Consider the following 11,047-nt stretch of genomic DNA (forward strand, 5'->3'; position numbering starts at 1 on the left):
TCTTTTATTGGCGTATGCGTTCAGAATAGCCGTCACGACCGCCAGCCTGCGCCTTGGCGTCGATGGATGCACGTTCCTCTATCTGCTCCAGAGTCCCATTATTTTCGAGCCAGCCATGGTCGTAGAGATATCCCGGCAGATAGCCTGAAAGCAGGATCCGATAATCAAATGGGAATGTCGGATCGAGCACACGCGCCATTGTGAAAATGATCGTCGTACAATTGGCAGTCAGCGTGTTGTAGAATTTGGGCGTGGCTGCCAGCTCATTGCCGAGCTCGACATAAGAGAGGAAAAGCTCTCTTGCGCCTGCTGGGGGCAGGTCCACCCGATAGCGAAAGACATTTTCTTTGCGCACATTGGTCCGCAGATAGATGATGTCGCTTTCTTCCGCCGCGATCATCGCCAGTTCAAACTCGCGAAAAAATCCACCTATGGATGAAAAGACCTCGTGATGCTCCCTGCGGATTTCGCCAGAAAAGACGACGTGTCTGCCGTCTTCAAACCCGAACGACAGCAGCGTATGCGCAATGGCCGGGCCAGCCCAATAGGAGAGGTAAACATCGACAGAGTTTATCTTGCTCAGATCGTAGGTGGCTTCTTTCCAGTTGGGTGTGAAATCATTTGGTGTTCGCCAGTCGAAATCGCGAACATTGAAAAGCGTAACATTATCGCCATCAATCTTGCCGGTGACGGTTCGCGCGACGTCTGGTGCCCAGATGCGATCGAGCGATGGGCGTATCGTGGCCCACCAGCCGAGCATCAACAGTGCCAGCAGACAGAAGAACAGTCGCTTGCGCATGCAATAGAAGTTTCGCTCGCCTGCGATGACCCACAGCGCGATTGCCAGCCAGACGGCGATAATCGAGCCGCGCACAGCATTGCCGAAAGGCAACTGGAACCACATGGCAAAGCTGGACCAGATTGCAAAGATGATTACGAATAATACGAAGACGAACTTGCCGAGAAAGCGGACGGGCTTTGATTTCAAGATAGAAGACATGGACATCCCGTATTCGCCTGACGCTTCATTTACCGAAGTTGTGGCGATACTGACATGATTTGCATTGGAATGTCATGGCCTATCCTGCCGGAAAGGCGTTTTATCTCGTAGATTAGACTTTATAAAAACAAGGATATTATACCTTATTTCTTTAGCGTTACAGCAGCTTCCCGCTTGGGTTTTATCTGTCTGCGTCCTTTGAAGAGCGGACGCACTACACGCCAGAGCAGCAGCGCCGCTACAATCAGAGCATAGATGACGGGTTCAGCTGGCCAGCTTTTGACCGACATCAGGAAATGGATCGCTCCACCTGCAATGGCCACATAGACGAGCTTATGCAGCGTGGTCCAGCGCCGCCCCAGTTTGCGGATCGACCAGTTGTTCGAAGTGATTGCGAGCGGCACCAGCAGGGCGAGGCTGATCATCCCGATGGTGATGAATGGTCTTTTGACTATATCGGCTATTACCGCAGATAGATTGAGCGCCTGATCCAGCACCATATAGACCGCGAAATGCATCAGCACATAATAGAAGGCGAGCAGGCCAAGTGCGCGGCGGTAGCGCAACAGGCTGATACCTGTCAGGTCACGGATGGGTGTCACCAGCAGGGTCAGAATGAGAAGGCGCAGTGCCCAGAGGCCGAGCATATGCTCAAAGCTTTTAACAGGGTCTGCGCCGAGCTGGTCGGTTGCGCCGAGATAAAACGCCCATAGGGCGGGAATGAAGCCGACCGCATAAAGCGCCCATACCTTCCACCAGCCCGGTTTGAACCGGGTCTGACGGTTGGGCTTTTTGGCTTGGATCGTGGCTGCGACGGCCATGTCAGTAATTTGCCCGCAGGTCCATGCCTGCATAAAGCGAAGCGACTTCTTCGGCATAGCCATTGAACGGCAGGGTAGGGCGACGGCTGGAGCCAAAGAAGCTGCCTTCGCCAATACGCCGCTCGGTTGCCTGTGACCAGCGGGGATGATCGACGTCCGGGTTCACATTGGCATAGAAGCCATATTCATTGGCGGCCTGCTGCTGCCACGATGTCGGTGGCTGCTTTTCCACGAAGCTGATTTTGGTGATCGATTTGATGCCCTTGAAACCATATTTCCACGGCACAACGAGCCGGACCGGCGCGCCGTTGGCGTTGGGAAGGGTTTCACCATAAAGGCCAACGGAAAGGATAGTCAGCGGATGCATGGCTTCGTCAAGACGCAAGCCCTCGACATAAGGCCAGTCGAGCACCTGAAACAGCCCTTTCTGACCCGGCATCTCTTCAGGGCGCACGACGCCCGTGAAGGCGATGTATTTGGCCGAGCCAAGTGGTTCGACCTGAGACAGCAGGCTTGCCAGCGGAAAGCCGATCCATGGAATGACCATTGACCAGGCTTCAACGCAGCGCATCCGGTAGATGCGTTCTTCAAGCGGCATCTTGGCCATCAGGTCCTGAATGTCGAATTCCTTGGGCTGCTTGACCAACCCGTCGACTTTCAGCCGCCATGGCAATGGTTTGAAATCACCGGAATTCGCAGAAGGGTCGCTCTTGTCCGTGCCAAACTCATAGAAGTTGTTATAGGTCGTGACAGATTCTTTCGGCGTCAGCTTTTCATCGACTTTATAGGCCGAGGCTTTGGCCGTGAGCGGATCGGCAAATCCCGCCGATGCAATGCCGGTCGCGGCCAGTGCGCCCGCGCCGATCAGAAATTCGCGGCGACGCAGATAAAGATTTTTCGGCGTCACGTCGCTTGAATTAAGGCGGGCAGACGAAAAACGGCCTGGCTTGAAGCTGCTCATGTCAAAAATCCGTTCCCTCGTACAATTTTTGTAATGATACCCCATTGTCCTCCTAAACGCGTCAAAAACATGAATTTTTTGCCACTCGATTATGGTTCACGCGTTGTTGATGGCCTCGTGAAGTGTCACGCAAATGTAACAATCGGTTATTTTCCGTGTTTTCGTCACATTCTCGCTAAATATCTGTTGTTAAGGACATGCTAATCAGAGCCGGCGAGGACACAAAAGATGGTCCGAGCGGAGCTGCTTTAAAACCTTCATTAACATCTCAGTGGCAAGTTGAGCTTATGGTAAAGAAGACGTTTACAGCCGCCATCATGATGGCGTTTGCAGCAATGACTGGTTCCGCTCTGGCGGAAGGACAGCCCACGCCTATAAAGGTTGTGAGCAAGGCGCAGGGCATGGCCCTGAACAGCATGGCTACATCGACGAAAGATGAAACAGTCGCTCCCAAGCTGGGAGAGGGCGTAACGATGCGTGAAAAGAAAATGGATGCTGAGACAACGCCGGAACAGAATTTTTCACGCAGCAAGCAGTTCATCTATCGTTTCTATAAGCCTGAAAACGCTTCCAACGAACTGATTGTCCTGTTGCATGGTTCAGGCGGTAATGAAGCAAGCCTCGTGCCGATGGCATCCAAGATCTGGCCGCGTGCAACGCTGCTTGGTGTTCGTGGCCGCGTCATGCAGGATGGCGGCACGCGCTGGTACAAGCGCATCACGCCGGTCAAGTTCGACCAGAAAGATGTGAAGCTTGAAGCCAATGCATTCGTGACCTTCCTCTCGCGTCTTGCCGATGAGAAGGATCTCGATCTCCCACATGCAACCTTCGTTGGTTATTCCAATGGCGCAAATCTGCTGGCTGCAACGATGATGCTGCACCCCGATCTGGTGAAGCGTGCGGTGCTGATGCGCTCGATGCCCGTTCTGGACAACGTGCCGGTTGCCAATCTGGGCAAGGCGCGCGTGCTGACGATTACAGGCCAGGAAGACAAGCTTTATTCGCCTTTCGCACCGGCTCTTTCAGCTCTGCTGCGCTCTGGCGGTGCAAAGGTCGATGCCCGCACGATCGAAGCCGATCATATGCTTGGTGAAAAAGACGCTTCCGCAATCAGTCAGTGGGTTGCGTCGCTTGGCCCGGATGGTGGTCCGACAGTTACGATGAAGGCCAAGTAAGGCAGACAAGTAAGGCAATAAGGCAGTAGGTGAATAGGGCAGTATGTTTTCAAATTAGCGAAACATAATGCCCTAATGCCCTAACTACTTAGCTCGTCATATCAATAACGCCACAGTCGCCCGTTTCAGATCCGAAGGCTAAACGAGTGCCCTGACCATCCCAGCCCATGCTGGTGATCGCGCCTTTGCCGCCACGACGTAGCAGCACTTCCTTCTGATCCTCGAAGCGCACGAGAAGAATCATGCCGTCATTATAGCCAATGGCGGTGATGTCTTCGATTGGGTGGCAGGCAACCGATGTCACCATGCTGTCTCCGCGCAGACCAAGCTCCAGCGGTGCCTTACCCATAGGGCCATCTTTGCCAGCAAACGGCCAGACAATAGCGGCTGGTGCACCTGAAGTGGCAAGCCACTTCGCTTTCACGCTCCATGACCAGTCTTTGACCTTGGCAGGATAGCCGGTCATGCGCATGTGCTTGCTGTCTTCCAGGCGCCATCCATGCAGCGCATTTTCCTGCATGGATGTAATCAGGAAGCGGCCATCTGGCGAGAAGGTGGCACCGATATGCGCGCCTTTCCATTCAAGCTCCACAGGCTTTGCTTCCGTGCCAGTCCAGATCAATGTTGCGCCATTATAGCGCGCGATTGCCAGACGCTGGCCCTTTGGCGCAAACGCAATGCCTTCGACGCTGCGTTCCTGTGCAAATTCCTGCACCTTGCCGTTGGATGTGCGGACCCATGCCGAGCGGCCAGAGGCAAAGCCGACCGTTCCGTTGGGGCCGCTTGCAACCGCGGTCATCCACTTGCGCGGTACTTTTGCGAGTTCCGTGACTGTACCATCCGATGCAGTCTGGCAAACGCGGCCATCTTCACCGCCCGTTACCAGCGCTTTTCCATCAAAGGTCAGCGTTGCGCTGAGAAGCCCGTCATGAGCGGCGCTGGTCTGGTGGCCATTGTCCAGCCGATGGATAGAACCATCGGCCAGAGCAAAGAATGGAACGCCGCTGATAAAACGGGCGTAGAGGCAATGACCATCAAGGTCGAGCGGGGCAACTGTAGGCATCAGTGTCCAATTTTACTTTGGCAGGATTACTTTGCCAATTTTACTGGGATTGGCAGTTTTCAAAACCGGCTTTGAGTTCAGCTGCATCGAGCTGACGTCCGATGAAGACGAGACGGCTTTCATGCTTTTCTTCAGGCTTCCATGCGCGCTGGTGATCACCTTCGATGATCATATGAACGCCCTGAACCACGTAGCGGTCCGGATCGTCTTTGAACGCGATGATCCCCTTGAGACGCAGAATGTTTGGACCCTGTGTCTGGGTGATGTTCTGAATCCAGGGGAAGAATTTGGCCGGATCAATTTCACCCGCACGCAGCGACACCGAAGTCACCGTCACATCATGGATCGGCGATGCATGATGATGATCGTGATCATGATGGTGGTGATGGTCATGCCCGTGGTTGTGATTGCAGTCTGGGCCGCAGGTATGCTCATGATCATGGTGGTGCCCATGATGATGGTGATGGTCGTGGCCATGATCGTGATCACAATCAGGACCGCAAACGTGGTCCGGATGGTCATGATCGAGGAAATGCGGATCGTTTTCGAGCGCACGCTTCAGGTCGAATGCACCGCGATCAAGCACGCGATCAAGCGGAATCGATGCGCGTTCTGTACGGTGAATAATGGCGTGTGGATTGATGGCGCGAACTGTTGCTTCAATCGCTGCCAGTTCTTCCGGTGTCACCAGATCGGTTTTGTTGATCAGAACCACATCGGCAAATGCAATCTGGTCTTCTGCTTCGCGGCTGTCCTTGAGGCGCAGCGGAAGGTGCTTTGCGTCAACCAGAGCGACAACGGCATCAAGGCCGGTCTTGGCGCGGACATCGTCATCCATGAAGAAGGTCTGCGCGACAGGAACCGGATCAGCAAGACCGGTTGTTTCAACGATAATGGCGTCGAAGCGGCCCCGACGGCGCATCAGGCCTTCCACCACGCGAATCAAATCTCCGCGCACGGTGCAGCAGATGCAGCCATTGTTCATTTCGTAGATTTCTTCGTCAGACTCGACGATAAGATCGTTGTCGATACCGATCTCGCCGAATTCGTTGACGATGACCGCATAACGCTTGCCGTGATTTTCGGTAAGGATGCGGTTGAGAAGCGTCGTTTTACCCGAGCCCAGATATCCGGTCAGAACGGTAACGGGAATACGGCCAGCGTTTGTGCCAGCATCTGTGTTTGACTTGTCCTCAGTGTGGGCTTCAGCCTGGCTCATTGTTCATGCCTCTTGAAGTTGCTGCCTTTTGGTGCGCGCGCAAATCCACGCGACCGAGGCTTCAGATCGGGTATTTCATATAAGGGAAGGTGCCCGCGAATGCTATATGCAATGCTATATTATTACATCTGTCCCGATCACGTTCTCGCTTACGGCCAATCACGTTTTCGCTCGCAGATTGAATGTGACGTTTGATATATGGCGCGCGCACGAGCGTTGTTTCAAAAGTCAAATTCAAAGCATCCACGAGATGACTATTTAGGTGCTCGGAATCAGACCACGAGTTGTTTGGGCGAAAAGCGAGCGAGATCAAACTGATCCACATCGTGGAGCAGCTCAATAAAGCCTGCAACAGCGTGCGCGAGGATTTTTTCGCCTGCCTCGGCGGTTGCAGCTGCAGCATTGCCTGCGACACCTTCCGTATTCAGATCTTGCATCTTCCAGCCGAAGGCATGAGAGCCATAGGCGCGCAAATGTTTGAATTTTTTTGCGAAGTCGGACTGTGCATTCGAGAAGTCTGCGGCCTTCGTCATATCGACGAGATCGGGGCGCAGCGCCAGCATCACGGATGTTTCGATAAAGCCGCCATGAATATCGAGCGACTTGTCTTCCGGTGTAATCAGCCCTTCCGGCATACCGAAGCGTGTCCAGCTTGTGGCCACAGCCAGCATATCAAGGCGGGTGCGAAGCTCAGTTGCAACGATTGTCATCAGCGGCGAGTTGCCGCCATGGGCATTGAGCATGACCAGCTTGCGAATGCCGCCTGCATGAAGGTTCTCGCCCATGCCGATCCATTGATTGACGGCTTCCGAGAAGGCGAGGCTTTGGGTGCCTTCGACGTCCATATGTTCAATGGAATAGCCAACCGGCTGGGCAGGCAGGAAATTGACGTTGAGATCAGCAGGCAGTGCGTCATTGATGCGCGCGACAATGCCTTCAGCGATAATCGTATCTGTTTCAAATGGCAGATGAGGACCATGCTGCTCGTGGGCGCCAAGTGGCAGGACGACGATCATGTCGCTGTTCTGGTCGCGCAGGTTATTCATATTTTCCTCCGTGCTGAATATTTTTAAACGAACAGTTTGAACCTAATGGTGATCGAATAAAACAGCAATCGGTTGTCTGATTCCGACATTTGGGTTTCGCCGCTCATAAACTCGTGCAATGTTAGCCGCGAAATTCATTCTTTCGTGCCTAAGAACATGCTTTGGGTACAAAGTTAACCCTAAGTCATTGCTTGTTCTTGAAGCTTCATAAGTCGGACAATATTTTACTGTAGATTGAACTTTATTAGTCGGATGACCAAGGGCGAGGTGGCGATGAGTAAGGACAACAAGGCAGTGATGCTTTACCGAATGCAGTCGGTAGCGCGTCTTACACGAACCGTACTGGCTACACGTCTTTTGGAGCTTGGGCTTTATGCCGGTCAGGATGCAGTGATGCTGCAGCTTGCCGCTGAAGATGGGTTGCCTCCGGGCGTTCTGGCTCAGCGCCTCGGCGTGCGTCCACCGACAATCACCAAGACCATTACCCGGCTGCAGAGCCAGGGCTTCGTGGTCAAACGGGCATCTGAGACAGATCAGCGCCAGTCGCATGTCTATCTCACGCCGCAGGGCATCGAAGCGATCCGCATCATCGAAAAGTCGATCAAGAAAACCGAAAAAGATATGCTGAAAGGCCTCGACAAGAAGGAGCGTAAAACCTTCCTGAAGATGCTGGGGCGCATGGAAAGCAACCTTGCTGCGCGTGGCGCGGCGCGTCTGACCGACGAGTTGGACAAGGAAGTTGTTGATGACGACGATGTTGAATAGGTAGATGGCCATCAAGGAACGTTGAAAAAACTTCCAATTCAATGATTGCAATGGCATAACCATCTACAAGATGGGATGGCCGCTCCTCTTTATTGTCTTGCCGGCGCCTTCCTGTTTCGACTGTGGCAATGACCTTTTCGGGGAGGCGACTTGGCTCAGAAAATCAAGCTTTCGACCATCGCAGATGCGCTTGGTGTTTCGACGGCCACTGTTTCGCTGGCATTGCGCGACAGTCCTCTTGTCGCCGATCAGACACGCGAAAAGATCAAGGAACATGCCCGCGCCATCGGTTACATCTATAACCGTCGCGCTGCCAGCCTGCGCACGTCCCGTTCCGGGATCGTGGGTGTTGTCGTACATGACATCATGAACCCGTTCTTCGCCGAAATTTTGCGGTCGATTGAAACGGAGCTGGACCGTTCGCGACAGACCTTCATTCTGTCCAACCATTATGACCAGCTGGAAAAGCAGCGCACCTTCATGGATACGTTGCTGCAGCTCGGCGCGGATGGCGTCATCATGTCGCCGGCCATCGGCACACCGCCGGAAGATATCCAGCTTGCGGAAGATAACGGCCTGCCGGTCGTTCTGATCGCGCGTGATGTTGAAGGTGTCCATGCACCGGTTTTCCGGGGGGATGATGCCTATGGTATCGGCCTTGCCACCAATCATCTGATTTCGCTTGGGCACACCCGCATCGCCATGATCGGTGGTACCGATCAGACTTCGACAGGCCGCGACCGTTATCAGGGCTATTTGCAGGCCATGCATAAAGCCGGACTTGAAGTGAAGCCTGAATGGCGCATTTCGGGGCCGCGTACCAAGCAGGGCGGCTTTGAAGTTGCGCCACAGTTTCTTGCGCTCAAAGACAAGCCGACCGCAGCCGTTTGCTGGAACGATCTGACTGCTATCGGGTTGATGAACGGTATCGCGCGTGCAGGGCTTGTTCCGGGTGAAGACATTTCCGTCACCGGATATGACGATCTGGAAGAAGCGGCCATCGCGACACCGGCGCTGACCACTGTGTGGAACGGCCAGCGCGAAGTCGGTCGCCGTGCGGCGCGCGCGCTGCTCGACCAGCTGAATGGCATTGAAGTTTCACATGATCAGGAACTGATTAAGCCGGAGTTGCATATCCGGCAATCGACTTCCAAGCCCAAATAGGCCTGATCTGTCTTTTTAGCCGGGCCAGGTCCTCTGGCCCGATGGATTCTGCGTGAACATGAGGAAGCTGCCATGACTCAACGTGAAGCGACCATTCTGGTGCTCGGTAATTTCAACGATTATGCCGTGCAACGGCTCTCAGGCGAGTTCAATATCAAGCGGATTCCCAAAGGCGATGCGGCGCTGGTTGAGGCAGCCTGGGCTGGTGATGTCAAAGGCGTTGCCAGCATGTCGACGGTCGATGCAAAGCTGATTGATGCGCTGCCTAATCTTGAAATTATAGGCAATTTTGGCGTTGGTTATGATGCTGTTGATGCGAAACATGCCGGTGCCAATGACGTCATGGTCACCAATACGCCGGACGTTCTGACGGAAGAAGTTGCAGATACTGCGCTTGGCCTTCTGATTGATACCGTGCGCGAATTGTCCAAATCGCAGGAGTTTCTGCGCGCTGGTCGCTGGCCAAAGGAAGGGCGCTATCCGCTTTCCAAACTGTCCCTGCGCGGCCGCTCAGTTGGTATTTTTGGCCTTGGTCGCATTGGTAAGGCGATTGCGCATCGTGTCGAAGCTTTTGGCCTTCCTGTGTCCTATCACAATCGCCGTAAGGCAGATGATGTGAGCTATACTTATTACCCGAGCCTGCTTGAGCTTGCGAAGGCGGTGGATACGCTCATTCTGGTTGCTCCCGGTGGTGCGGAAACTGCAAAAGCCATCAATGCAGATGTCCTGAAAGCGCTGGGACCAGAAGGCGTGCTGATTAATATTGGCCGTGGTTCGGTTGTTGATGAAGATGCGCTTGCTCAGGCGCTGACCAACGGAACGATTGCTGCTGCCGGTCTTGATGTCTTTGCCAATGAGCCGAATGTGCCGCAGGCGCTTCTTGATGCCCCGAATACGGTATTGTTGCCACATATCGGCTCGGCTTCTGAAAAGACCCGCCGCGATATGGCTAATCTTGTGATCGACAATCTGATCTCGTGGTTCGACAAGGGCGAGGCGATTACGCCGGTGCCGGAAACCAGTCACGTCAAGAAAAACTAAGATAAAAGCGCCAGCCTCACTTACTGATGCTGGCGCTCGACATTTTTTTACGCGCATCCTGAAAATCGTCTTAAGCTATTCAGGATGCGCTTTGATTTCAGGCTGTGCGCTGCGCCTTATGTTGGCGCACTGCCTCGCCAAAGGCTTCGAAAATCTTGCGCGAAGGCGCATCGGATTGCACCCAGTATTCCGGGTGCCACTGAACGCCGACGACGAAACCCTTTGCATTCTTGACTGAGACGGCTTCAATCGTGCCATCGTCCGCTGTGGCTTCAACCGCCAGAACCGGTGCCAGCTTGTCGATTGCCTGACGATGGACCGAATTGACCTTCACGTCGTCGGTTTTCAGTATCTCTGCAAGACAGGAGTTTGGCGCGATCTTGATCGGGTGCTGAATGGCAAAGCGCTCGGCCTGGCTGTCTGATTCCGGCGCGCGATGGTCCATACGACCTTCCAGCTCCTGAATTTCGGTGGCCAACGTGCCGCCCAGCGCCACATTCAGTTCCTGAATGCCGCGGCAAATCGCCAGCACGGGGACGCCTTTGTCGATTGCTGCACGGATGAGCGGCAACGATGTTGCATCGCGGGCATTGTCGTAAGGCTCAAAGGCCGCACTCGGTTCGACGCCGTAAAGCTCCGGATTGACGTTGGATTTTGATCCAGTGACCAGCAGGCCGTCCACGCTATCGAGAATGCTGTCGAGATCCATCTTCGCGCCAAAGCTGGGAACCAGCAGGGGCGTGACTTCTGCAACGTCAATAGCTGCAGCTAGATATTGCTCGGGCGCAGAAT

General features: G+C 54.0%; 10 protein-coding genes and 1 pseudogene. 4 read left to right on the plus strand and 7 right to left on the minus strand.

Annotated features, from left to right (window positions below):
- Nucleotides 1–4: 4 nt before the first annotated feature.
- From RT142_RS18720 to msrP, 3 genes are all read right to left on the minus strand, one after another.
- Nucleotides 5–1,000, minus strand: coding sequence for a DUF4105 domain-containing protein (locus RT142_RS18720; protein ID WP_171380204.1), 996 nt, complete (start codon nucleotides 998–1,000; stop codon nucleotides 5–7).
- Between the two features lie 143 nt (nucleotides 1,001–1,143).
- Nucleotides 1,144–1,821, minus strand: coding sequence for a protein-methionine-sulfoxide reductase heme-binding subunit MsrQ (gene msrQ / locus RT142_RS18725; protein ID WP_313030653.1), 678 nt, complete (start codon nucleotides 1,819–1,821; stop codon nucleotides 1,144–1,146).
- Between the two features lies 1 nt (nucleotide 1,822).
- Nucleotides 1,823–2,782: a protein-methionine-sulfoxide reductase catalytic subunit MsrP gene (gene msrP / locus RT142_RS18730; RefSeq protein WP_112805499.1), complete on the minus strand. Its 960-nt coding sequence runs from the start codon at nucleotides 2,780–2,782 to the stop codon at nucleotides 1,823–1,825.
- A gap of 287 nt (nucleotides 2,783–3,069) precedes the next feature.
- On the opposite strand from msrP, the gene RT142_RS18735 reads away from it, so the two are divergent.
- Nucleotides 3,070–3,957: an alpha/beta hydrolase gene (locus RT142_RS18735; RefSeq protein WP_007876366.1), complete on the plus strand. Its 888-nt coding sequence runs from the start codon at nucleotides 3,070–3,072 to the stop codon at nucleotides 3,955–3,957.
- A gap of 88 nt (nucleotides 3,958–4,045) precedes the next feature.
- Here RT142_RS18735 and RT142_RS18740 read toward each other — a convergent pair whose 3' ends face one another.
- From RT142_RS18740 to RT142_RS18750, 3 genes are all read right to left on the minus strand, one after another.
- A complete protein-coding gene (locus tag RT142_RS18740) occupies nucleotides 4,046–5,020 on the minus strand; it encodes a WD40 repeat domain-containing protein (RefSeq protein WP_079212212.1) in 975 nt (324 codons plus the stop codon).
- A gap of 40 nt (nucleotides 5,021–5,060) precedes the next feature.
- Nucleotides 5,061–6,239 carry a GTP-binding protein gene (locus tag RT142_RS18745; protein ID WP_313030660.1) on the minus strand — a complete coding sequence of 393 codons (1,179 nt, stop codon included), beginning with the start codon at nucleotides 6,237–6,239 and terminating at the stop codon, nucleotides 5,061–5,063.
- A gap of 272 nt (nucleotides 6,240–6,511) precedes the next feature.
- Nucleotides 6,512–7,285 carry a creatininase family protein gene (locus RT142_RS18750; protein ID WP_313030662.1) on the minus strand — a complete coding sequence of 258 codons (774 nt, stop codon included), beginning with the start codon at nucleotides 7,283–7,285 and terminating at the stop codon, nucleotides 6,512–6,514.
- Nucleotides 7,286–7,558: 273 nt separating this feature from the next.
- On the opposite strand from RT142_RS18750, the gene RT142_RS18755 reads away from it, so the two are divergent.
- From RT142_RS18755 to RT142_RS18765, 3 genes are all read left to right on the plus strand, one after another.
- On the plus strand, nucleotides 7,559–8,050 hold the full coding sequence (locus RT142_RS18755) for a MarR family winged helix-turn-helix transcriptional regulator (protein ID WP_079212606.1): 492 nt from the start codon (nucleotides 7,559–7,561) through the stop codon (nucleotides 8,048–8,050).
- Nucleotides 8,051–8,200: 150 nt separating this feature from the next.
- The gene (locus tag RT142_RS18760) at nucleotides 8,201–9,214 is read left to right on the plus strand and encodes a LacI family DNA-binding transcriptional regulator (RefSeq protein ID WP_064320968.1); all 1,014 of its coding nucleotides are present in this window, start codon (nucleotides 8,201–8,203) and stop codon (nucleotides 9,212–9,214) included.
- 72 nt (nucleotides 9,215–9,286) lie between these two features.
- Nucleotides 9,287–10,255 carry a 2-hydroxyacid dehydrogenase gene (locus tag RT142_RS18765; protein ID WP_313030665.1) on the plus strand — a complete coding sequence of 323 codons (969 nt, stop codon included), beginning with the start codon at nucleotides 9,287–9,289 and terminating at the stop codon, nucleotides 10,253–10,255.
- A gap of 97 nt (nucleotides 10,256–10,352) precedes the next feature.
- On the opposite strand, the pseudogene RT142_RS18770 reads toward RT142_RS18765, so the two are convergent.
- A pseudogene (locus RT142_RS18770) lies at nucleotides 10,353–11,047 on the minus strand (gamma-glutamyl-gamma-aminobutyrate hydrolase family protein); the annotation flags it as partial.

This window comes from Brucella sp. (assembly GCF_032066345.1).
Lineage (GTDB): Bacteria > Pseudomonadota > Alphaproteobacteria > Rhizobiales > Rhizobiaceae > Brucella > Brucella pseudogrignonensis.

Coding starts and splice junctions, on each gene's coding strand:
- msrP (WP_112805499.1), bottom strand. CDS start 2,782: ATGAGCAGCTTCAAGCCAGGCCGTTTTTCGTCTGCCCGCCTTAATTCA.
- RT142_RS18750 (WP_313030662.1), bottom strand. CDS start 7,285: ATGAATAACCTGCGCGACCAGAACAGCGACATGATCGTCGTCCTGCCA.
- RT142_RS18735 (WP_007876366.1), top strand. CDS start 3,070: ATGGTAAAGAAGACGTTTACAGCCGCCATCATGATGGCGTTTGCAGCA.
- RT142_RS18765 (WP_313030665.1), top strand. CDS start 9,287: ATGACTCAACGTGAAGCGACCATTCTGGTGCTCGGTAATTTCAACGAT.
- msrQ (WP_313030653.1), bottom strand. CDS start 1,821: ATGGCCGTCGCAGCCACGATCCAAGCCAAAAAGCCCAACCGTCAGACC.
- RT142_RS18755 (WP_079212606.1), top strand. CDS start 7,559: ATGAGTAAGGACAACAAGGCAGTGATGCTTTACCGAATGCAGTCGGTA.
- RT142_RS18720 (WP_171380204.1), bottom strand. CDS start 1,000: ATGTCTTCTATCTTGAAATCAAAGCCCGTCCGCTTTCTCGGCAAGTTC.
- RT142_RS18745 (WP_313030660.1), bottom strand. CDS start 6,239: ATGAGCCAGGCTGAAGCCCACACTGAGGACAAGTCAAACACAGATGCT.
- RT142_RS18740 (WP_079212212.1), bottom strand. CDS start 5,020: ATGCCTACAGTTGCCCCGCTCGACCTTGATGGTCATTGCCTCTACGCC.